This window comes from Siphonobacter curvatus (genome assembly GCF_002943425.1).
Classification (GTDB): Bacteria; Bacteroidota; Bacteroidia; order Cytophagales; family Spirosomataceae; genus Siphonobacter; species Siphonobacter curvatus.
Window position 1 is genome coordinate 606997 of record NZ_PTRA01000001.1, and the last position, 24538, is coordinate 631534.

Consider the following 24538-nt stretch of genomic DNA (forward strand, 5'->3'; position numbering starts at 1 on the left):
AAGGGATTACACGTAGAATTTCCAGAAAACGGAATAAAAAAAGCCACCCCGAATGACCGGGGCGGCTTTTTTATAAGCGTAGGACCTACTAAGGCAGAGCTACTTTGGCCGACGCCTTTTGCGAGGCATTATCCATGCGAATCAGGTAAATACCTGAACCCAGCGTACCGGATGAGAATTCTACCGTATTGCGACCGGGTTGCAGTTCCAATTGCTGCGAACTCAGGATACGGCCTGAAAGATCCATCAAATACAGGGTGGTTTCTTTAGACAGTTGCTCGTCACCGTAGTCGACAAATACCCGAACATTCCGCGAAGGATCAGTACTGGCTTTCATCGCGATGCCTACATAACCATCCAGTTTCACCGAGCGTACCGTGGAAAGGGTGAACTTCCCATCAAAGTCTACCTGCTTCAGGCGGTAGTAGTGGATGAAGGCCTGATTTACCGACGCGTGTACGAAGGAGTAATTCTGACGCGTCGTTACCGTACCTTTTCCATCAACTGTACTTACCGTTTCGAAATCACGTCCATTCGTTGAGTACTGCACTTCGAAGTGGGCGTTATTCTTTTCCTGAGCCGTTGACCATTCCAGTTGAACATTGTTTCCGGAAGCTTTGGCCGTAAAGGCGATCAGCGTAACGGGCGTAGCCTGTTCAGTGATGGTAATGCTCGTGGTCTGAGTAATGGTTTGAGCCGGAGAGCCTGCATCCGTAACTGTTACGGTGATGTTATCGAAAGTACCAGCTTGCGTAGGCGTACCGGTAATCTGACGCGTAGTCGGATTGAACGTTAAGCCCGGAGGTAGGTTGTTTACCACATACGTGTACGGAGCCGTACCACCCGTCGCCTGAGGAATAATAGCCGAGTAAGCCGTTCCAGCTATACCATTGGCCAGGGTAACCGGAGGCTGAGTCAGGGCCGATGGGCTTACCGTCAAAGTGTAGCTACGCGTAGCCGTTTGCGGAGGATTACCCGCGTCCGTGGCCGTCAATACGATCGTGAAATTACCAAATTCCGTGGGCGTACCCGTAATCTGGCGAGTCGTTGGGTTGAACGTCAGACCAGCGGGTAAACCAGATACGGTGTAGGTAATCGGCGTCGTACCACCCGAAGCTGCCGGAAGCGTAGCCGTGTACGTAGCACCCACCTGAGCTGCCGCTAGTGTAGCGTCGGGTAGGATCAGCGTCGCCGGATTGACCGTAATGGTGTAGTTACGCGTGGCCGTCTGCTGCGGATTGCCCGCATCCGTGGCGGTTACCGTTACCGTAAACGTGCCCGATTGCGTGGGCGTACCCGTAATCTGACGCGTATCCGGATCAAAGGTCAGACCCGCTGGAAGGTTAGACGCTGCGTAGGTAATGGGCGTCGTACCACCCGTAGCCGTCGGAATGGTGGTGGCATACGATGAACCTACCTGGCCCACCGCGAGGGTTGCATCGGGCAATACTAGCGTCGCCGGAATAACCGTGATGGTGTAATCCTGCGAAACCGTTTGTTGCGGCGAACCCGCATCCGCTGCCGTTACCGTCACGGTAAACGTACCCGCCGTGGTTGGCGTACCGGTAATCTGGCGAGTGGCAGGATTGAACGACAGACCCGCTGGAAGTCCCGTAGCCGAGTACGTCACTGGGGTGGTACCACCCGTAGCCGCAGGCGTCGTCACTGCATAACTGCTACCTACCTGAGCCGTAGCCAGCGTTGCAGCGGGCAATACGAGTGTAGCCGGATTCACCGTTAACGTGTAGGTCCGCGTGGCCGTTTGCTGGGGATCGCCAGCATCCGACGCCGTCACTTCGATCGTAAAGTTACCCGATTGGGTAGGTGTACCCGTAATCTGACGCGTCGTTGGGTTGAAAGAAAGCCCTTCGGGTAAGCCCGTAGCCGCGTACGTCACTGGCGTGGTGCCACCCGTAGCCGCTGGAATGGTAGCGGTATAGTCATTACCCACCTGAGCGGCAGCTAGCGTAGCGGCCGGTAGAATCAGTGTGGCCGGATTCACCGTAATGGTGTAGGTCCGCGTGGCCGTCTGTTGCGGATTGCCCGCGTCCGTAGCCGTTACCGTTACCGTAAACGTGCCCGATTGCGTGGGCGTACCGGTAATTTGCCGGGTCGCCGGATCAAAAGTCAAACCAGCCGGAATGCCCGTAGCCGTATACGTAATGGGCGTGGTGCCACCCGTAGCGGCTGGAATGGTGGTTGCGTAAGGATTTCCAACCTGACCCGTCGCCAAGGTAGCCGCGGGTAGTACCAGCGTAGCCGGAACAACCGTGATGGTGTAATCCCGGGAAACCGTTTGCTGTGGATTACCCGCATCAGTAGCCGTCAAGGTTACTGTAAAGGTTCCGGCTGTTGTCGGTGTACCCGTGATTTGCCGCGTTGCCGGATCAAAACTCAAGCCCGCTGGAATACCCGTAGCCGCGTAAGTAATGGGCGTGGTACCGCCGGAAGCGGCCGGAAGGGTCGTCGTATAGCTCGTTCCCACCTGAGCCGTGGCGGGTGTGGCCGCTGGCAGCACCAGGGTAGCCGGAACGACGGTCAGTGTATAATTGCGGGAAGCCGTTTGCTGTGGATCACCCGCGTCGGTAGCGGTTACGGTGATGGTAAACGTACCCGACTGCGTCGGCGTACCCGTGATTTGCCGCGTAGCTGGATCGAAATTCAGACCCGCCGGAACACCCGTAGCGGCGTAAGTAATGGGCGTGGTACCACCCGTAGCGGCTGGAATGGTAGCGGTATATTCAGTACCTACTTGAGCCGTAGCCAGCGTAATGGCAGGCAGGACGAGGGTAGCCGGAACAACAGTCAGCGTATAGTTACGCGTAGCGGTCTGCTGGGGATTACCCGCATCCGTAGCCGTTACGGCGACAGTAAAGGTACCCGATTGCGTAGGCGTACCGGTAATTTGACGAGTTTCGGGATTAAACGTGAGTCCAGCTGGAACGCCCGTAGCCGCGTAAGTAATGGGCGTAGTACCCCCCGTAGCGGCTGGAATCGTCGTGGAATAACTCGTTCCTACCTGAGCTGTTGCTAAGGACGTATCAGGCAATACTAAGGTTGCCGGAATGACCGTGATGGTATAGTCTCGGGAAACCGTTTGTTGCGGATTACCCGCATCGGTAGCCGTTAAGGTTACCGTAAAGGTTCCAGCGGTGGTCGGCGTACCCGAAATCACGCGAGTCGTAGGATTGAAGCTCAAGCCAGCTGGAATACCCGTAGCCGCGTACGTGATCGGTGTCGTACCACCGGAAGCAGCCGGAAGCGTCGTTGTATAACCCGTTCCTACTTGAGCCGTTGCTGGACTAGCGGCGGGCAGTGTTAGAGTAGCGGGATTAACCGTTAGCGTATACGTACGCGTAGAGGTCTGGGCCGGCGAAGCTCCATCGGTGGCCGTCACGGTTACCGTAAAGGTACCCGATTGGGTAGGCGTACCGGTAATTTGCCGCGTTGCCGGATCAAAACTCAAACCAGCTGGAACACCCGTAGCCGTATACGTAATAGGTGTGGTACCACCCGTAGCGGCTGGAATAGTAGCAGTATAGGTAGTCCCTACCTGGGCGGTCGCTAAGGTAGCCGCAGGTAATACCAGCGGAGCCGGATTCACCGTTAGTGAGTAATTACGGGTGGCCGTTTGCTGCGGATTACCCGCGTCCGTGGCCGTTACCGTGACCGTAAACGTGCCGTATTGGGACGGAGTGCCCGTAATTTGCCGCGTAGTCGGGTTAAAGGTCAATCCAGCCGGAACATTAGAAGCCGTGTAAGTGATAGGCGTCGTACCGCCGCGAGCGGCTGGAATCGTCGTCACGTAGGGATTGCCCACCTGACCCGTTGCCAGAGTAGTATCGGGTAACACCAGCGTAGCCGGAGCAATGATTACCGTTACATCCCGGAAGGTCGTTTGGGCCGGATTAGAAGAATCGGTTACCTGTACCCGTACCGTATATGAACCAGCGGTGGTCGGCGTACCCGAAATCACCCGCGTTATTGGATCAAATGTCAGTCCAGGAGGCAAATTGGTGACCGTGAACGTGTACTTCGGATTTCCGCCCGTAGGCTCTGGTAAGGCCGCCGAAGCGTAGGGCGTTCCTACGGTACCATTACCCAACGCAAATGCGGGCAAGGTCAGGTCAGCCGGAGCGATCACCAGGGTATAGACGTGGCTACCCGCGGTTAGATTCCCGCCGTCAGTTACGTCGCGGATGTTCACATTGATCTGATAGGTACCAGGGGTTGCACTGGCCGCTACGGTACCGGTAATCGTTCCGTTGGCATTCAGCGTTAATCCGGCGGGTAAGCTGGAACCGGTGGCCAAAGCATAATTAAGCGTCCGGCCCGTGCCACTTGAGGTAGCGGATAAGCCGCCCGTATAGGCCTGACCTACTTTTCCACTGGGCGGATTGGTAAAGCCTGTCAGGGTGAGTACCGTAACCACGGCCGGAGTCCGTAAGGAGGTTTCCGTGCAACCATTACGCTGGGTTGCGGCGTAGTAACGGGTCGTTTGCGTCAGGGTAGGCGTGGTGAACGTTTTAGCGTTACTCACCTGATTCGTTCCCGTGGCTGAACCATACCAGATGACGTTGTCACTAGTAACGGTAGTAGAAGCCGTTAACGTAGCCGTATTGCCCGAGTAAATCGTTACATTCCGGCTAGCTGGAGCTACGGTCGGAGCTCCCGGCGTTCGCTGAATCTCATAGATGGTGAGGTTACCCAGCAAGTTCGCCACCCCCGCCGTCCGAACTTCGATGCGGTCAAAGGCTCCGCTGGCCCGGAAGCCTACGTAATAGCGATCGCTCGTACCACTCAGCAAATTCAGGGAAAGCAGGTTCCCCGTAACGCCCGAATTCACGAGTGTATTTCCCAGATAAGTATTGATGGAGAATGAGCCGAGAAGCTGTAAATCCAGTAGATTACCCGTGCGTTGAATCAGTACTTTTACACTGTCACCCGCCGCTCCTTCGGAAGTAAATACGGCCGTAGAATGAATGTAACCCGTAGCACCAACGGCCGTTTGTAATACTGCCGCCGTATTGAGGTTACCATCCACGGCATTGAGGGGATTCAACACCCCACCAGCAACGCCAGTAGCCAAACCAACCGCACCATTGAGCTGATCCTCCGGCGAATCGCAAGCTACGCCAGTGGCACTGGTTTTATAGTAGGCACCGTATACATCAATCCCGCCATTCAGCAGGGCCGCTACCGGAGCAAACGTTACCCGTACCCCTTGGGATGCCACGGTAGGCGTGAAGATGACTTCGTACTGGTTCACGCCATCGGCCAGGGACAACAATGTTGACACCTGGGCGGGCGAACCAAGTAATCCTCCGCTACTGGAAATGGCCTGCACGCGTAATCCTTCACCGACGCCTAATAAGCTTGCCGTACTGCCCAGCTTAATGTGGATGGGTGTATTGGCCGCAACGGGGTCCGCGAACGTAAGGTTCAGATAAGCACTGGCCAGCAAACCACTAGAATTTAGATTGGCCGCCTGATTTCGTTCCGCTAGCGTCGTATTCGTTATCGCGTTGTTGGGGTTGCTTACCGAACCGGCTCCAACTAATGGAATACTGGTCGTTCCGGGCGTTGCGTTGTTGGCATAGATGCGTCGCAGAGCCCGTTGAGCGTACGTGTGCGAAAGCAACGTTAGAAAGAAAATACAGAAGGTTATCCCAAACCTAAGCACGGCTCGGGCATAGATTGTCCGGGTAAAGTTTTTCATAAGTTGAATTAATTTGGATTGAAATCAAAAGGGTACTCACTTAACCTTGAAACAAAGGTTAAAATCAGGCATAGAAACCTCTGACTCCCTTGGTTAAAGGGAGACCGTAAAGCACACACGTGAAGACTAACCTAACTGTATAGCTAAGTCAGCACATAACGCATAGGTATGCTAGGAGCAGGACAAAAGAAAAGACGATTCGTGGGTTGTAAAATTAGTCATAGGCGGTAGCTAATTTTCACAAGGATTAATTTGGATTGGTCGATGGATACTCCTAATGGATAAGCAATAAATAATGTCGTGGATTGAGCTAATCTGCTTATTTATAGGAAACTTGAACGGCTTATTATCACTTGTCAAGCGGATGTAAAAGTAATTAAATAACTTATACTGTCAATAGTTTTTTGATTTTTTTGTGATTTATTTAAAATAAAATGCTCTTCCTAATATTAATATACGTATGAACTATAACCTCAAGTAATTGGTTGAATCCTGTAAAGGGATAGTTGGGTTAAAAGGTGCCTAATGTATGCGGTAATTGATTGTTAAATTTTATCCTAATTGAAAATATTATTGCTGTAATTGAAAATTAAATTCTTAAGAAAAGAATTTAGATTTATAGGTTTAAACACCTTTATCGATAGTAATTACGTGAACTAACGTACTTGGTAAGAAGACTTATTGGTGCAGTTTCTTAAGTGGTTTACCAATAATAAAGGCCAGCAGAGAACTGCTGGCCTTTTAGTTAGGGGAATGCTTAACGTTAAGGCAGTGCTACTTTTACTGCAGCGGGTTGTGAAGCATTTTCTAAACGAATCAAGTACAAACCGGAGCTTAACGAAGAAGCGGAGAAGTTTACGCGATTAAATCCCTTCTCCAATTCGATTTGTTTCGAGCTTAAGGTACGGCCTGACAAATCCATCAGGTGAATTGTAGCCAGGTTGGAAAGTTGTTCATCGCCGTAATCAACTAATACGCGTACGTTACGGGCGGGATCCGTACTAGCCTTGAGCTGGATTCCTACGTACTGATCCAGTTTGACCGAACGAACCTGACTCAAGGCGAAGCTACCGTCCGTATCGATCTGCTTGAGGCGATAGTAGTGAGTCAAGGCCGGGTTCAAACCCGGATGAACGAAGGAGTACGTCTGACGAACCGTAGTCGTACCTTTACCCATCACCGAACCTACGGCTTCAAAGTCCTGACCATTCGTCGAGTACTGCACTTCAAAGAGAGCGTTGTTTTTCTCCTGAGCCGTTGCCCAGTCAAGCTGGGCATTATTGCCCACTCCTTTTGCCGTAAATGATACCAGCGACACCGGCGTAGGGGCTTCCGCCACGACAATCGATCCTGAAGAGTTATCATTGTTTGCCACATTCGTAGCCACCGGTGGAATAGAAGCGGCATTGATGGTCATTGTGGCATTTAATCCACCCGTTGAAACCACACCTTCTACGTTGAGGACAATTTCATAGGCTCCATTTCCAGGAAAATCCCCACGGTTGCTTACGAGGGTAATGATTGTACCCTCTGCTGCATCATAATCGGTTACGGTTACCGTGATAAAGTTGGTAACGGTAGGATCTTCGAACGTGTAAGTCAACAAGCGGATATTACGGGGTAAATTGATCGTCCAGGTCGCATTGTTAATCTGCGGTATGGCCGTAGAACTCCCATTAAAGAAAGTAGATCTTACCAGAGTACTGGCTCCTACATTAATAGAAGCTACGTCAGGATTAATCCCCGCGGTAGCAGGATCTTGAGCCTGTGCCCAAAAACTTACCAAGAAAAAAGCTATTGCTAGTAAATGCTGCGTGATTCTAGTTTTCATATGATAAAGGCTTTAGTGCTTACAGAGCACTGTTGATGATACGTGAATAGATGTTATTGGCTGAGTTGCTGTCGAAGGTCTTGGTAGGATCATCCGAAATATTTACGGTGATCGAACTACTACCATTCGTAGAGGTCGTACGGCTAATGGTGAAGCCCAGTACGGAACTCTGACCCGCCGCAATGAATTCACCCGCTTTCATGCGTAGGGTCAATCTTCTGCCCCCTAAGCTGGAATTGGTTACCGTCCAGCGACCATTTTGAATCGTGGTGGAAGAACCGCCGGAAACGCCGATGGATGTGGCCGAAGGATTGAAGGTTAGCGAAAATCCATTAGGCACCGTTACCGTGAATTCGATGGTTCCGGCCGGCGTTGCGGAGACATTCTGCGTTTCGTAGATGCCCACCGTAAACGATTTAGTTGCGGTAGAACCCGTAGGGGGGAAATTGTTGGCGGGCAACTGAATAAGCGGAGTAAGGTCCGAGGTGAGCGGTACTCCCAGGCCACCAAATTCCGTAGGTTTGTTGTCTACCACGTCCGCAATACCATCATTATCATTGGTATCTACCGGTCCATCTACCTTGCCATCGTTGTTGAGGTCAGTCGATCCTTTACCATTTTCAATAATATCGTTGATACCATCACCATCGCTGTCCAGGTCGTTATAGTCCGGGGTACTATCGCCGTCGGTATCACGGGGCGGGGTAATGCCAGGGGAACCAAATACGCCGTCATTGTTATCGGCACTATCCTGAATACCATCACCATCCGCATCCGGACCGTCTACGACTCCATCATTGTTGCCATCGACCAGACCCGGATTACCACTTTCAACCAAATCTGAAACGCTGTCCTGATCGCTGTCGAGGTCTACGTAATCGGGTTTCGTGTCGCCGTCCGTGTCCTTAGCTGGCGTAATACCGGGTGATCCAAAGACTACGTCGTCGGAATCGGCACTATCCCGAATTCCATCGCCATCGGCATCCGGGCCATCAACTACACCGTCGTTGTTGGCATCCGTTAATCCCGTCTTACCACTCTCGACCAGGTCGGTAATGCTGTCATTATCACTGTCCAGATCCCGCTGATCCGTAATGGTATCGCCATCGGTATCTTTAGGTAGTGGCATATTGGGTGAACCGAAGGTCGTATCATCCGTATCCACACTATCCTGAATACCGTCCTGATCGGCGTCGGGGCCATCGACTACACCGTCGTTGTTGACATCCGTAAAGCCCGTAAGTCCACTTTCCCGCAGGTCCGTAATGCCATCATTGTCGCTATCCAGGTCGAGGAAATCAGGGATACCATCGCCATCCGTATCCCGGGGCGTATTGGTAGAAATGGGGTTAGGACTGTCAAGTACGCCATTCCGGTTCGCATCATTGTTTCCAACCGCAACACCCGATTCGTACAAGTCCAGAATACCATCGTTATCACTGTCCAGATCTAGGTAGTTAGGAATGCCATCGCCGTCCGTATCGACATCAATGCCCTCTACGGTATCCGGAATGCCATCGTTATCACTGTCGACATCGCAAGCGTTGAAGATGCCATCGGAATCCGTATCAGCAAAGGGTGATTTATTGTTCACCTGATTACAGCCATCGACGCAGTCCGGTATACCGTCGCCGTCGGAATCCAGAGCGTCATTCCCTGCAGGACAGGCTTCAAAGCAATTCGGTACGCCATCATTATCATCATCCAGCGAAGCCAGAGCGTAGTAAATTCTGATGCTGCCGCCGAGATTAATTCCTGCCGGAGTATTGATGGTAATACGGATACGGTTATACGGAAGAGCCGTTTTAAAACCGACGGTAGCTAATCCATTGCGACCATTAATCAGGCTTAAGCCGAGTAAGCCTCCAGCCGTGCGGCTTTCCTGCTGAGTAGTACCATTAAAGGTAGTAATGACGATATTATTCAGTAAACCAAGATTTAGTAAGCCATCGACTCGCTCGATGGTAAATCCTGCGAATGAATACCGGGGAATCGTATCCGTGTTAACCGTAGTGGCATTGTTGCGTACGGTCACCTGAGCCGAACCTCCCACACTAACCAAGGGGAACGAATACGTTGCGTAATTAGTCGTATCTCCGTCAACTATCCTTGCTTGGTTAGTGATGTCATCGGAGGAAGCAATGGCTCCCTTGAATCGGTTCTGCGTAGCCGTACTCACCAGCAGCGAGCGACATTCGGCACAAGCGGAGCCGCTTTCAAAGGCATAATAAATTAATAAAGGAGCACTCAGCACACTAGCTGAAATGCCACTCCGTTGTACCAGCCGTATTTCATTATAAGGCTTCGTCGTCGTAATGGCTACTTCCTGAGCCGGAGTCGTATTACTGCCAGAGATCAGACTCAATCCTAAGATGCCCGTACCATTGCTCAAATCCACATCGTCCTGTAACTGACCGTGCAAGTACGTGCGGATACCCAGGCTGTTGAGTACATCGGTACTCAACAGACCACCATTACTGACCTGAATGACGAATCCGGCTTTACTGCCCGCAGGGTACACCTGTTGCAGGCTGTTTACGCCCACAAAGGGTGAATTCGACAGCACCCCGGTGCCCGCGGTCAGCGTCCAGGAAGCGGCCGTATTCTTATTTCCGTCGATGATATTCTGCGGATTAGCTAGCCCAGAAAGAGCACTTGCCAGGCCGTTGGAGTAATTGACCACCGTCTGATTTCCCGCAATCTGATCAAAGCAAATGTTATTATTTTCCTTAAATCCACAGCTCGGATCAAAAGCAGTTGCGTAGTAAATCCGTAGTGAGGAAGCCAGAGAAACAGTTAGCGTTTGAGGCTTGTACAAACGAACTTCATTAAAAGGGCGGGTGGTTTTAAAATTCAAGTACACCCGTCCCGTGGAACTCCCCGAAACGACGGTTACTCCTACACCATTGTTAATGGTAAAGGTTTCCGGAGCCGTAGCGGAATTACCGTCGTCGGTTTGAATGACAAAGCCATTCAGTACATCCGCATTGAGTAGCCCAGAACCGCCTAATTCTACCACATATCCGGCGTGCCAGCCAGAAGGGTAGGTTGTCGAGCTGTTTTTTACGCTTACGCCGCCATTTCCCAGTAGGGTTACGATATTGGAAATCTCAGCGTAATCGTTGAGGTTGCCATTAGCAAGTTTATCTGGGGTATTGCCCGTCGTGAACCCAAGGCTTGCTACCGAGCCACCGATGGGTGTAGCCGTAACGCCGGCTCCTACAATGGGTTTATAGCAAAGGGAACCTTCTTGGGCATACGTAACGGAAGGCCGTAGTAGTCCCAGTACAAGCGACAAAAAGAGAGCCAGTAAAGGCCTACTACAAGCCGCTGATTGCGAAGTAGAAATTTCCATAATTTAAATTTGGATTGTTGAACCTTAGGTAATCAGAAATACGCCTATACGCTTCTCGATCGCTTGGACGTTCGGGAAAGTGTATATACCAATGACTCCTACGAAAGAAGGTAGGAGAAAGAAGCACATCGATTGCAAACCATCCTTAAGAGGAGGTCAGGCAATCACAAGACGTTGGGAAGCCATTAAAGGCTGTACCGTTAAGAAAAGTGGGCGATTGTGGGCGTTGTTGTAAAATTGGTCATAGCGGTCACTAAGTTTACAAACGATGGACGGGTACTTACTACAAATAGATTCGAGGCAACTGAAAAGGTAAAAAGCAGGTAGTTAATGGACAAATTAACGCCTGATAATTAGTAATAAAAGTAAACAAATAACTTACATTCGTTAGAAAATGTTTAAATTTTATTGACGTATATTAATCATGTAAATAACTATGCCAGTATAAAATGGTAATAAAAAAAGCCGTCACCTGGTGACGGCTTTTAAGGGTTATTGAGATAAATTACTTATTAAAAAGGATTCGTTTCTCTAAATGCTCTTCGAGCTGCGAGCGTTCAATTCCCTTGCTCCACCAGTCGGGAGCGGGTTTATTCTTAAGATGGTAATCAAAAAATTCCATCATCCGAGCCGCATAATCTTTACGATTGGGCAATTTCGCCAAACCATGATTTTCTCCCTTGTATTGAAAGAGTACGACGGGTTTTTTCAGTCGGCGTAAGGCCGTGTAATACTCAATGCCCTGGGTGAAATCAACGGCACCGTCTGCATCATTGTGTAATAGCAGTAATGGCGTCTGAATGTTCTTGACGTGGTGCAGGGGGGAGTTGCGGTAGTAGGCATCCCAGTTTTCCCAGGGAGCTACGAGTCGGCCTTGTGAACCCTCAAAAATCTGACCGTTGCTGGTCCCTGAGTTCTTGTAAATCAGGTTGTACATGGAAACCATGTCAGTCAACGGGGCACCCGCCGCCGCCGCCTTGAACAAGTTAGTTTGGGTAATTAGGAAGCTGGTTTGGTACCCACCCCAGGAGTGCCCGTGAATCCCCATTTTCGTTTCATCAATGACACCCGTCTTTAGAGCCGCCTTTACCGCGGGTAGTACACACCACACGGCCGACATACCCGGATCATTCATTTTGTAAACAATATCCGGAATGAAAACAGCGTAGCCATTCGAAGTATACACGCTAGGGTTCCAGCCCGTGCCACTGTAACCCGGATTGGTATACGCGTGCAGCGTTTGCGACAGCTTTTCGTAGTAATAGACAATCGTCGGATATTTCTTACCCGTTTCGTAACCTGCGGGCAGGAACAAGGCTCCCTGTAAGGTGTCACCTTTGTCGGAAACGTAGTCTACTAGACGTACGCCGGAGCTCCAGGCATACTTTTCAAATTCCGGCGTATTCTTGGTTATCTGCTTCCCACTGGTCAGTTCCGGTGAAGTAGATACGAAATAATCCGTGGGATCGGTGAAGGTTTCGCGGCTGAATACGTAAACGTTTGCCTTTTTCGCCTTACTCAGGTTACTTACGCTGGCGTCTTCCCACAGCAGGGGTTTCACACCCGTAACGAGGTTTCCTTTCTTATCTACGTCAATGCGGCCAATGCCCGATTTCTTCGTAAACTCACCGTACATCCGCACGTACAGGGGTTGTTTAAGGTTGATACCCTTTTCTTCGGGATCAAGCTTGTAACGGGTCGTGTAGTGAATCTTTTCTTTCCGTCCGTTTTTCGTCAGGTTTACCGCTTCCTTACCGTCCACAGAAACTTTCCAGATGTCCCAGACATCCCGTAGCAGCACGTACTTCGAGTCAGAAGACCAGCCCAGCATGGGTACCATAGGCTTCTTCTGGTTATGATCGTCTTCGGTATCAACAAAGCTAGTGGGGAGCTTTTCGGTCAGGTTCAGACTGGTTTTCGACGGAATATCGTATATGTAGAAATGACCGTCTTTGCCATACGTGAATTTCGTTCCATCTTCGGAAGTCATCGGCGAACTGGCGTAGCTGGGCAGGTAGAGCTTTTCGATTACCTTGGTTTTAACTCCTGTTTTTAGATCCACCACGTAAATATCAGCGTAGTTCTGACCGTCCAGACTGGTCTCCAGTTCATAGGTTTGATCTTCCAGTCCGACGGCGTATAAATCCTTCGCGGCCGGGCGAACGGTCATGAGCGTACTGTCCGTGAGGCGAATGAATTTCTTCCCGTCGTACATCGCCAGAAAACTAAATTGCTTGTCCTGCATTTCCGTTACCTGTTGCCGCGACTGCAGACGTTTATCCTGCCAGTTCCAGATGGTTACTTCGGGCTTGTCGATATCGTCTTTACCCTGGCTGGGTACGGTACCACCTCGTTGGGCTACGCGGGCCGAATCGGTCTTGACTTTCGCCAGAGCTTTCTGCAAATCTTCGATTGATTTAATCGTCGTATCGGCTTTGATTTTCGCCAGTTTCTCGGCTTCGCTTACGGGTGAAGGTTTGGGCTTCTGTACGGTATCTTTCTTAGCTTCCGCTTCTTTCTTCGCCAGATCCTCTTTCTGAATACCAAAGAGGAGACGGCTCAGATCTTCCGTCCAGGTAGGGCGACGGTTCGGACTGATTTTCATCTTCTTGGGAAAATTCAGACTGTCTTTCCCCGGATCATATACCGTCAGTTCGGGAGTCGTGCCGCGGAGTTTCACGCCCAGTACGCTGAGTACATCCGTTTTGTATTTGTCATTCTGAGTACCTTTCAGAGCGGCCAGACCGTCGCCTTTTTCCGTCCAGGTCAGTGACTGATAGCGGGCTTTGTCATTGTCGATGATGGACGTCAGACCTGTCGTCATGTTCCGCAAATGCAAGCCGTTACCCGCTTTTTCGGTTGCGTCAATGGTCAGAGCCAGCCATTCGCCTTTTTTGTTAAAGTTCATATCGGCCACGTTACCGATGTTCTGCGTTTTACCACTGCTCAATTCATACAGCAGTAGATCGCGTCCTTTGGGTGCCGTGGGGGTCATGGCGGGTGTCGCTGGGCTCAATAACAGGGCCAGGTGCGAGGCTTTTTCTCCATTGAACGCAAACGAGCTGACGCGTTCGAATTCCGTTTTCTTCCGGTTGGCTAATTCAATCAGAAATACCTTTTCCGGCAGGGGTTTGCCGGGCGTTTTACTCGCTGCCTTTTTTTCCTTGGCGTTAGGAAACACTTTGAACGCGAAAAAGCGGGAATCATCCGAGTAATTCATCGGAACGAAGGTGGTGGCTCCAATGGGATAACGGTACTGAGTGCTGTCCTTCGTTTTTTGCAGAATCAACTCGGCGTCGCCTTCTGCTACGGACGACAATACGTAAGCCATCCACTCTCCATCTGGCGAAAGCTGCGTTCCCCCGAAGGTCGAAATAGCTTTCCAGTTTGTTACGTCTTTCCAGGTAATTGGGGGTTTGCCCTTGGATTGTGTCCAGCCTGGTAAGTACAGACTCAACAGTAATCCCAGCAGTAAGCATCTTTTCATACAATGAGAAAAATGAAGTGAGAAAGTAAACATACAAAGATTTGGCAGGCTCTGCCAGTGGTTCGGTAGGAACGGCGTAACGTATAGTAATTTTTCTTCTGTAAATGAACAAGTTATGAAAAATTAGAGTAGCTTTAAACTGTTCTAACTTTCAACTACTATGAAAAAAATATTACCCTGTACGGGGACTGGTGCCAGTCTCGTTTCTTACCTGTTTTTGTTTAGTAATACGTTAGCTGCCCAAGTGAATTTTACTTCCTCCAATCTGCCTATCGTGGTCATCGATACGAAGGATGGGCAGGGCATTCCGGATGAGCCGAAGATACCGGCAACGATGAAAATCATTTATCGGGGACCGGGTCTGCGAAATGCACGGACCGACACGCAGTACGATTACAATGGAGCGATTGGTATCGAGGTACGGGGAGCTAACTCCCAGGCTGCACCCAAGAAATCGTTTGGTTTTGAAACGCAGGAAGCCGACGGGTCCGAAAAGGATGTGTCGCTGATGGGGATGCCCGCCGAACACGACTGGATTCTGTACGCTTCGGCGTATGACAATTCTTTCATCACGAATGTACTGGGCTATAAACTTTCCAACCAGATTGGTCGCTACGCCAGTCGGAGCCAGTACGTAGAAGTGGTTCTCAATGGTTCGTATCATGGCTTGTACGTATTGGGTGAAAATGTGAAACGGGGAAAAGATCGCATCCCCATTTCCAGCCTAAAAGAAGATGACGTGTCGGGCGATAAACTGACCGGTGGATACATCCTGAAAGTCGATGCTCCGGATGGAAATCATCGTTGGGGCTCGGCCTTCGGAGCCGAGTGCCGCAACGACGGGCGGGCCATCTTTGAGATTCACTATCCCAAAACGAAAAATCTCCAGATCGTCCAACGGGACTACATTCAGAATTACGTAACCCAATTCGAAAACCTGCTTCACGCGAAAAACTTCAATCCGCAGACGGGCTATGCTTCCATGGCCGACGTGCCGTCGTTCGCCGATTATTTTCTGATGACGGAGCTGAGTAAAAATTCCGATGGCTATACGAAAAGCACGTACTTCTACAAGGATCGGGACAGTAAGGGCGGCAAGTTGAACATGGGCCCTATGTGGGATCTGGATCTAGCGTACGGACGGGGTTTTTGCGATGGAAACGTACCGGAGGGATGGGCTTTTGAAATGAACCTGGGCTGTACGCCGAGCGATCAAATCATGCCCTTCTGGTGGTCGTACCTGATGCAGGATACGCTGTTTGTTCAAACCTCCCAGCGACGCTGGACGAACATCCGGCAGGGGGCTTTTGCCACGGCTCGCGTCATGTCGATGATTGATTCGCTACAAAACATTTTTCAGGAAGCTCACGCCCGTAACGCCATCCGCTGGAATATGGGCCAGAATCTGAACGCTGAAATCCAGGATCGTAAAAACTTCATTACGGCTCGTTTCAACTGGATGGACCAGAATATCAGTGGCCTGGGCTATTACATCAAACCGTATAACGCTACCGAGCTTTGCCCCGGAAACGCGGTGGTACTTCAGGGCAATAGTAGCTTCAACGTGATTCATTTCTGGAAGCAGTCGAACGGAAGTATCGTCTGGCAGGGAAAGGAATTCAGCCCCAGTACGGCGGGGTACTACATGTTAGAATTTAGCCACGCCTCGGGTAGCCGAATGTGTACCTATACCTTCACGAAAACCCTGAGTCCACGCAACGACGGTGTCAATACCAGCCGGCAATCGGGGCCCTGGGAAGAGGATAATACCTGGAGTTGTGGGAAGCCACCCGTTCCGCTGCAAAAAGCGTACATCATCTCTCCGCACGTGGTTCGGCTGAATAGTACGGCAGCCGCCAGTCAAATCGATGTAGCGAAAGAATCCCGACTGATTTTTCTGCCCAACGCCCGATTCAACGCTCCGTAAGTTGCTTCAAAAAAGGAAAGAGCAGGCACGTCGCCTGCTCTTTCTTAAATTTACTAACCATCAACTACTAACCAGTAGCTAACAACTAATTACTGTTCGTACTGCTGAATCACCTCTTTCAGAAACGCCAGGAACGGCTTTTCAAACTCTTTCCGTTTCAGGGCAAATTCGACCGTGGTTTTCAGGAAGTCGAGTTTGTTGCCGATGTCGTGACGCTTGCCTTCAATGCGGTGGCTATAGACGTTTTCACGCGAGAGGAGCAGTAACATGGCATCTGTCAGCTGGATTTCGCCGCCTTTGCCTTTGGGTGTTTGCTCAATCATCCGGAAAATCTCGGGCGTTAGAATGTACCGTCCCGCGATGGCCAGATTCGACGGAGCCTGACCCAAGGCCGGTTTTTCTACCAGCGTTTCCAGTTGCATGATCGAATCGCTGAGTTCTTTCCCGCCGACAATACCGTAGCGATTCACCTTGTCGGTAGGAACCGTTTCTACAGCAATGACCGAACAGCGGTAGGTTTCGAAGGTATCCATCAACTGCTGCGTAACGGGAATAACCGAGTCCATGATGGTATCGCCGAGCAGGACGGCAAACGGTTCATTTCCCACGTGGTGACGGGCGTAGTAAATGGCATCTCCGAGTCCATTAAGTTCTTTCTGGCGAACAAAGTGGATGTTGGCCATATCCGAAAGCCGACGTAATTCGTGCAGCATTTCGTCTTCTTTTTCGGCCAGTCGGGTTTCGAGTTCGAAGTTGCGGTCAAAGTGATCTTCAATCGAACGTTTGCCTTTCCCCGAGATGATCAGAATATCTTCAATGCCCGAATCAACCGCTTCCTGCACGACGTACTGGATGGTCGGCGTATCGATAATGGGCAACATTTCTTTGGGTTGTGCCTTGGTGGCGGGCAGAAATCGCGTACCAAAACCGGCCGCTGGAATAATCGCTTTTTTAATCATAACGTGTGGAAAAAAAGGGGAGGGTGGGAAGTGTTTAGCGCTTCGTGTTTTGAGTTTAGAGGGAGCGGTCCAGGTTACGTGCTCTGATGAAGGTCACGAAAATGATTTCACTAGGCTCCTATACAGATGATCAGGAACTTGTCTTACAGACCGGAGCTGCTGTACAACTAACTCAAAACAACCTACGCATCACATCACATACGGTTTAATGACCCTGGCGTTTAGTTTTCTTAATTCGACAAAGAGACGGTTTAGCATTTCGTCGTCCCGGTACAGACCGATGATACTGCCGCCCGAGCCCGTAAACGAAGCGGAAGCTCCCAATTTACGAGCCGTTTCGATCATCTGAATGTTGACCGGATGAATGTTATAAATGCGAGTCCGGAAATCAAAATTTTGATTCACCAGTTCGTGTAACGTTTCGTAATCACGCCGTTCGATGGCTTCTTTACCCAAAGTAGCCAGATTGGCGATGGATTGCAGAGTTTCGTGTACCAGCGGCTCACCCCGGTCGAACCGGGCCCGTACGTCGTTATGGACTTTGCCCGAAACCTTACTCATGTCGGTGTTATAAGCTAGATAAAGCTTAGGCAACTGGGCCGGATTGATGCGTTGGTACTCGCCGTAGCCGCGGCTTTGTACAAGCTCTTTGGCAAAATCCATATACACACAGCCTTCGTAACACTGAATTACTCGATCCTGTAGGCCGGCAGTAATGCCGAGTTCTTCGGTTTCCGCCTGTAAGACTAGCGTAGGCAGATATTCGAGCGGAATATCCACTTCGTAAAACTGCATCAAGGCCCGCATGGTAGCCACAATGATGGCACTCGATCCGGATAAACCGACCTGTCGGGGAATGGAACTGCTATAGCGAATGGTGAAATTCCGGTTAGGCAGCCGGATGCCCTGATCCCCGCAGTACAGCGTAAACTTACGAATGGCTGCTTTGATGAGGGGAATACCGCCATTGTACCCAATTTGTCCGACGGTATCACAGAGGTGAAAAATACTGCGGAAGGTGTTGGCGTCGGCCTCCTGCTGTTCAATATGAAGCTCCGGCGATTGCCATAAGCTAACGGAAGCCCCAAAATTTCGGACGGTGATGGATAGCGTTTTCCCAAAAAAACCGTCCGAGGGATTTCCTAAAAGTCCGGCCCGGGCGTACGCTCGCGTTTCAATCAGCACTGGTTGATAGGTTTGAAAGATGAGTAATCTGGTTTCAGTAGCGATCCACCTCTTCAGAGAAACGCTGGAATCATTTTTGGCGGGACGTTTTTCTGAAAATGCCCGGGTACTACCGCAATCTGCCCGGAAGTTTACGAACTTTAGGCCAAAATGGTACGATCGTTCGCTGAAAAAGACCCGGCTTACGACTGTACACCCTGATTTTTGTATGCGAAAACTTTCAATGGATGAACTCGACCGCCTGTCAGTCGAGGAATTCAAGGCTGCGGAAAAATTTCCGTATTCCGTGTTACTCGACGACGTTCGGAGTTTAAATAACGTAGGTTCCGTCTTTCGTACGTCCGATGCCTTTCGGGTGTCTACGGTATATTTAGGGGGAATTACGGGTACACCCCCGCACCGGGATATTACGAAAACGGCTCTTGGAGCCGACGAATCTGTCCATTGGGAACACGTACCTGATGCGGTTGATTTTTGTAAAGAGCTGAAAACGAAGGGCGTACGCATTGTAGCGGTGGAGCAGGCCGAGGCTAGCGTGGGCTTGCCCGATTTTCAGCCCGAACCCGATGGCGAATATGTTTTTGTTTTTGGGAATGAAGTTTTTGGAGTGAATGATAAAATCATTGAAATTGCCGACCTATGCCTGGAAATTCCCCAGTACGGCACGAAGCATTCCCTCAACATTGCCGTAACAGTCGGAATCGTTTGCTGGGATTTTGTTTACAAGCGACTGGCTGCCAAGCAATAACAGAACTACCCAATTCATAATAAATCTCTTCATGAAACCCGACAAGAAGCTTACCAACGAACTGGCCTCTACGCTTACTGAAAAACTGAGTGGTCTGAACGCCAAACACGGCAAAAAACTGTCGAAACAAATTGAAAAAGCAGCGGAAGACTTAGCAAAGAAGTTTGCTAAACTACAACTGAAAGAGAAAGAGAAAGAAGAAAAATCAGCAAAAGACGCTAAGAAAAAATTAGCCAAACAGGCGAAGAAGACCTCTTCCAAATCCGTAGAGGTACCTTCAAAAAAAGAAGAGGCTCCCGCTGAACCGAAAAAGGAGTCAACGCCCGCTGCTTCTCAACCGAAGGCTCCTGCGGCTACCAAGACGCCCACGCGTTCGACCAAAGCTCCCGCTGCTAAAAGTGCCAAAGTACCCGCAACGGCCAGCAAAAGTGAAGTAGCCACTACGAATGATAGCGTAGAGCCGACTGATATTGAAACGCCCGATATGCCTCACTAAGAGCCAATCGCTGATTAAATAGAAATGGAGGAGCCTCACTAGCTCCTCCATTTTGTATGCACTAATTTTTTACCTTATGTTTCGTATTCTTCTGTTACTGCCGGTGCTTTTTGTGGCCTGTGCCCGCAAACCGGCTTCTTCCCAGTCTTCAAACCTCTACCAAAGCAGCGACTTCACCGCTGAGAATCAGTTTAGCGGGAACATCGAAGGCCCCAGTTTCGACGCGGCAGGGAATCTGTACGTAGTCAATTTCAAACAGGATGGTACCGTCGGTAAAATCAATGCTCAGGGACAGGGCGAAGTGTTCGTAACCTTACCGAATAAAAGTATTGCCAACGCCATTCAGTTTAACTCGAAGGGCGAGATGTTACTGGCCGATTTTGTGAATCATAACATTTTAAAAGTGAACATGCAGACGAAAGAAGTAAGCGTGTTTGCCCACGATGATCGATTTAATCAGCCCAATGACATTTGCATCACGAAGAAGGACGTGCTGTATGCTTCTGATCCGAAATGGAAAGATAATACGGGCCAGCTCTGGCGAATCGATCCAGATGGGAAGACGACCCGACTACTGGAGAACCTGGGTACTACCAATGGAATTACGTTGAGTCCCGACGAAAAAATCTTGTACGTCAACGAAAGTGCTCAGCGGAAAATCTGGAAGTACGATTTAGATGATCAGGGCAGTGTGCAGAATAAACAGCTTTTCCACGAATTCACGGACTTCGGCATGGATGGCATGAAGTGCGATCAGAAGGGAAATCTATACTGTACCCGGCACGGCAAAGGCGTCATTGCGATTCTGAGTCCGCAGGGGAAATTATTACGAGAAGTGCCGCTCAAGGGTAAAAGCTGTAGTAATCTCGTTTTCGGAGGAAAAGATAAAAAAACGGTATTCGTTACCCTTCAGGACCGCCGAGGGATGGAGCAGTTTCGGGTAGAAACTCCCGGAAAATAAAGTACCCAAGCGACGGTTGAAAAGGCATTCGTTGGCAGCGTTTCAGGCAAGTTTGTATTCAGGAAATGGAAGTTTTTTTTCCTGAATCAAAGGTCCGCTTGAAACGCTGCCTTTTATGTTTGTTACCGACTTCCGGAAAAAGCTTAGGCTTGTAGTTCAAATAATTTAGCCAGCTCGGTTGCTTCAGCGGGCATCATCCGTCCGGCTAAGACCAGACGTAATTGACGGCGACGAAGGGCGGCGTCGTACAGTGATTTCTCTTCATCCGTCTGCGGCACTACTTCCGGAATATCCGTTGAAGGTTTTCCATCGGCTCCTACGGCCACGAAGGTGTAAAAGGCCCGGTTCGTCATGAAGCGTTCACCGGCCGGAATATTCTCCGCATGTACGTCGATGAATACTTCCATGGATGAATTGAATGCCCGCGTCACGAATGCCCGCAGCGTAATGACACTACCCAGGGGAATCGGGTCTTTAAATGCTACGTTATCCACCGAAGCCGTAACGACTACGTGGCGGGAATGCTTCTGGGCGGCAATCGCACCGCAAATATCCATCAGACGTAACAGGTTTCCCCCCATCAGATTACCCAAATTATTGGTATCGTTGGGAAAGACCATTTCAGTCATGGTGGTCAGGGATTCGGAGGCAAATTTGGGCTGAGTCAAAGCAGTGAATGTTCAGAATCAAGATTCAACGTTGATGAAGAAGCAGGCTCCGTCAGACCCGGTGTCCGACGAAGCAATCGAACGAGCGGCTTACAAACCGCTCGTGTAGTTTACGGTAAAAATCGCTGGAATGAATCGGCTATACCAAACAACTCCGCTAAATTCGTCGAAAATTAGTATCAAGCCATGAATTTGCCAGATTGGTTAACCTTTTTAACGGATTCCCGGGAGATTATTCAAACCGGTGGCCTGGTGGCCATTACCTTAATCGTTTTCGCGGAGAACGGTTTGTTCTTTGCCTTTTTTCTTCCCGGCGATTACTTACTTTTTCTGGCGGGCGTATTCTGCGGAACGGGCGTACTAAACGTGACCCTGCCCGTACTGCTAGCTTGTATTCTGGGGGCGGCTGTTTTTGGCTCGCTGACGGGGTATCTCTTTGGGAAGTACTTTGGCGGTAGGCTCGAAAACCGGCCAGATTCCCTGTTTTTTAAGAAAAAGAACATCGAAACGACTCGCCAATATTTTTTGAAGTATGGTTCCAGTGTGTTGATTATCAGTAGATTCCTGCCCGTAGTTCGTACCTTTGCACCGATTTTATCGGGTATGATCAAGCTCGATTTCCCGCATTTCATGACCTACAATGTTATCGGTGGGGCTCTTTGGACGATTCTGCTTTCGGGCGGTGGGTACTATCTGGGCGAGAAGTTTCCCGGTATTATTAACTACGTGCATTACATCATCATCTTCTTCCTGGCCGTCACGACGTTTACAGTCGTTAAAGGCTACCTAAATGCCCGTCGGGATATGAAGTAAGCGAGCAGGTTGAATGCCTAAGCAAGAGGCTTTCCATCTTACTTGACAATACCGATGAAGCCATAGACCGCTCCAAAGTAGTGAGTACCCCTACTAATGTTTGTATTGGATGAAAATGGACAGACTCTCTTTAAGAGTACGGGTAAGGGTAGTAAGACAGTGACTGCTTGCCGAGACAGTGACTCACATGATCGAATTGCTGCGAGCAGAAAAGTAAAGCAATAAAAAAGAAAAGGCCGGTTTTCCGGCCTTTCTTCATTAATTCTGACAGTGTTTCTTTAACAATTTCGTCGCTTCTTTTTCTCCTGCCCGTTCCAGAAGCTTCCAGTCCTGGCACGCTTCTGGCAGACGGTTGAGTTTGTAGAAGGTAGCGGCCCGGTTGAAACGAATCGATACGTTGCCGGGATCCAATTCAATACACTGATTAAACACGGCCAGTGCCTGGTCGTACCGCTGGCGATTGTAATGTTGCAAACCCGTTTCAAACAAATCTTTCGCCTTCAATGCTTTAATATCATCCAAAGTAAGTTGGCGGTTTTCGGGGATACCATACGGGAATTCGTAATTCACCTGCACCCGTACCGGCTTGCGGCCAACGGTTGCGGGAATCCACATACCTTCAGAAGCTTTAATGGCCGTTCTGAGGTTGTCGTCCATTTTGGGATCCGAACTTTCCACGATTTGGATGTTTTCGATTCGGCCCGTACGATTCACAATGAAGCTCACCCGAAAGCGATCCCGACGCGGACGAGCCAATTGTCGGAACGCATCTTCAATATACGTATAGGAATTCTGGTACGTTTCGTAAAAACTACTGTCAATCAGACGCGTACGGAATTTGGGGTAGATCGTTTCGTTCATCACGTAAAACGTGTCCCGATCAAAGCGAGCGGCAGGCAGAACGAATTTCTTGCGGATGTAATCATCGTAACTAGTGGCTTCCTGGCGAGCACAGATAAACCGAAGCTGATCATTACGCATGACGGAGGAAGTCTGCTCGGAAAGCTGTAATTCGTAATCCGTGAGTTTATCGATCGTGTAGGTGGCGTTCTCGGCCGTACGGATACGATTGCCACTCAGCGTGTAGCTTACGGTGCTAGACTTTTCGTTGGTATAAAACCGTAGTCGCCGATCTTCAAAAACAAAAACGATATTGGACTTATCGACTTCAGCATCACTCATCATTTGGTACCCGTTGCGGTATTCGACCCGTTTCGCTACCCAAACACCTTTGAGCTTCTCTTTATCAATATCCTGAGCCAGTAAAGACTGGGAAAACAAAAAAATCAACAACAAACAAAACGGTTTCATGGCAGTCGTTTTGGATCTATCTTAAGGTCGTGAGCTGGAAAATGTTTTCGCTGCTCCGGTCAGGCCATACCAGCCAATGGCCGAAAATGAACGACTCCAGGGACTTCGACAAATATAGTTTTTTCAATTAACGAAAATTAACGTAATCTGATGAAGAATTACCCGGCATTCAACCGCCTTTACTAAAATCCGTTTCCTTGGGGAGAAGAAAGGACGGTCAAGGACAGTATGAGCAAATAAACGTTTGTACCAGTCTTTTTATACCACAAACTAGAAGAAAAAAAGCATAGAATGGTACAAAAAGATTATACAGTGGGGCAAGATACGACATAAGCCGGGCTTTTTGGGCATCAAAAATGACATTTCCAGTAGTAGAAGGTGCCCAGTCGCGTTGGAATCCGGTATGGAATCAGCACGGTAGAAAAGCCAGCCTGAGCTAGTAATTCCGGCCAGTGACCCGCCGGGCCTAGTCCGTTCTGGGTCGGGTCGATCCAGTGGACGAGGCGTCCCAGTACCCGTTGCATCGGGCCTTGGGAAGGCCCCCAGTCTCCCAGCCAGAATGTACCGCCGGGCTGAAGAATTCGCCGGATTTCCCGAAAGTAAAACAGCGATTCTTCGACTGAAAAATGCTCAAAAACCCAGGTGCTCGTTACGGTACCAAACCGCCCGGCCGCGTAGGGCAGAGGACCTGAAGCGTAGTAATCAACAGGTACGGATTTTCGGCGACTCACGCGAACCATGTACGGGTCGGTATCCAGTCCCCGAATGCTTTGTTGCGGGTTAATCTGCTGTAACTGTTGGAGGAAATTGCCCGTACCACAACCAAAATCCAATAAGGGCTGATGGGCGTCAATATGTTCGATGAGATAGGAACGAATCTTACGTTCGGGTACGCCTAGCCACAGGGCCCACTCGTACGCGGGCGTCAGGAATGAATAACCAAGGGCAGGGTGGGGGTTGGACATACAAAATCAGAGAAAAGCAGGGGCTTAAAACTCGGCATGGAAAACAAAAGAGAAACGTACTTTTTGATGAATTTAAGCGAATTCTAATAATCCTTCTGTTCCCTTTTTCAAAT

14 protein-coding genes are annotated in these 24538 nt (G+C 49.7%); 5 read left to right on the top strand and 9 right to left on the bottom strand.

Annotated features, from left to right (window positions below; translation table 11 throughout):
- Positions 1-88 precede the first annotated feature (88 nt).
- From C5O19_RS02520 to C5O19_RS02535, 4 genes are all read right to left on the bottom strand, one after another.
- Positions 89-5719 (bottom strand): beta strand repeat-containing protein, encoded by a 5631-nt coding sequence (locus C5O19_RS02520; protein WP_104709771.1) that lies wholly within the window; start codon positions 5717-5719, stop codon positions 89-91.
- 763 nt (positions 5720-6482) lie between these two features.
- Positions 6483-7550 (bottom strand): T9SS type A sorting domain-containing protein, encoded by a 1068-nt coding sequence (locus C5O19_RS02525; protein WP_104709772.1) that lies wholly within the window; start codon positions 7548-7550, stop codon positions 6483-6485.
- A gap of 19 nt (positions 7551-7569) precedes the next feature.
- On the bottom strand, positions 7570-10905 hold the full coding sequence (locus C5O19_RS02530; RefSeq protein ID WP_104709773.1) for a hypothetical protein: 3336 nt from the start codon (positions 10903-10905) through the stop codon (positions 7570-7572).
- Positions 10906-11410: 505 nt separating this feature from the next.
- Positions 11411-14392 (bottom strand): S9 family peptidase, encoded by a 2982-nt coding sequence (locus C5O19_RS02535; RefSeq protein WP_104713821.1) that lies wholly within the window; start codon positions 14390-14392, stop codon positions 11411-11413.
- Between the two features lie 160 nt (positions 14393-14552).
- Between C5O19_RS02535 and C5O19_RS02540 the strand changes: the two genes are divergently transcribed.
- The gene (locus C5O19_RS02540; RefSeq protein ID WP_104709774.1) at positions 14553-16319 is read left to right on the top strand and encodes a CotH kinase family protein; all 1767 of its coding nucleotides are present in this window, start codon (positions 14553-14555) and stop codon (positions 16317-16319) included.
- Between the two features lie 89 nt (positions 16320-16408).
- Here the strand turns inward: C5O19_RS02540 and galU are convergent, their stop codons facing one another.
- A complete protein-coding gene (gene galU / locus C5O19_RS02545) occupies positions 16409-17278 on the bottom strand; it encodes a UTP--glucose-1-phosphate uridylyltransferase GalU (protein ID WP_094810575.1) in 870 nt (289 codons plus the stop codon).
- Between the two features lie 189 nt (positions 17279-17467).
- A complete protein-coding gene (locus C5O19_RS02550; protein WP_104709775.1) occupies positions 17468-18463 on the bottom strand; it encodes a mevalonate kinase family protein in 996 nt (331 codons plus the stop codon).
- Between the two features lie 208 nt (positions 18464-18671).
- On the opposite strand from C5O19_RS02550, the gene C5O19_RS02555 reads away from it, so the two are divergent.
- The 3 genes from C5O19_RS02555 (at position 18672) to C5O19_RS02565 (ending at position 20668) form a co-directional block, all read left to right on the top strand.
- On the top strand, positions 18672-19211 hold the full coding sequence (locus tag C5O19_RS02555) for a TrmH family RNA methyltransferase (RefSeq protein WP_104713823.1): 540 nt from the start codon (positions 18672-18674) through the stop codon (positions 19209-19211).
- A 31-nt stretch (positions 19212-19242) separates the two neighbouring features.
- The gene (locus C5O19_RS02560) at positions 19243-19707 is read left to right on the top strand and encodes a prolipoprotein diacylglyceryl transferase (RefSeq protein ID WP_104709776.1); all 465 of its coding nucleotides are present in this window, start codon (positions 19243-19245) and stop codon (positions 19705-19707) included.
- A 76-nt stretch (positions 19708-19783) separates the two neighbouring features.
- A complete protein-coding gene (locus C5O19_RS02565) occupies positions 19784-20668 on the top strand; it encodes an SMP-30/gluconolactonase/LRE family protein (protein WP_104709777.1) in 885 nt (294 codons plus the stop codon).
- Positions 20669-20811: 143 nt separating this feature from the next.
- Here the strand turns inward: C5O19_RS02565 and C5O19_RS02570 are convergent, their stop codons facing one another.
- Positions 20812-21336, bottom strand: a complete 525-nt coding sequence (locus C5O19_RS02570) for an acyl-CoA thioesterase (protein ID WP_104709778.1) — start codon at positions 21334-21336, stop codon at positions 20812-20814.
- A 186-nt stretch (positions 21337-21522) separates the two neighbouring features.
- Between C5O19_RS02570 and C5O19_RS02575 the strand changes: the two genes are divergently transcribed.
- Entirely contained in the window at positions 21523-22149 is a 627-nt protein-coding gene (locus tag C5O19_RS02575; RefSeq protein ID WP_104709779.1) for a DedA family protein, read from the top strand.
- Positions 22150-22407: 258 nt separating this feature from the next.
- Here the strand turns inward: C5O19_RS02575 and C5O19_RS02580 are convergent, their stop codons facing one another.
- Together C5O19_RS02580 and C5O19_RS02585 are read right to left on the bottom strand one after the other, a co-directional pair.
- Positions 22408-23460, bottom strand: a complete 1053-nt coding sequence (locus tag C5O19_RS02580) for a tetratricopeptide repeat protein (protein ID WP_104709780.1) — start codon at positions 23458-23460, stop codon at positions 22408-22410.
- A 350-nt stretch (positions 23461-23810) separates the two neighbouring features.
- Positions 23811-24425: a class I SAM-dependent methyltransferase gene (locus C5O19_RS02585; protein WP_104709781.1), complete on the bottom strand. Its 615-nt coding sequence runs from the start codon at positions 24423-24425 to the stop codon at positions 23811-23813.
- Positions 24426-24538: the final 113 nt, after the last annotated feature.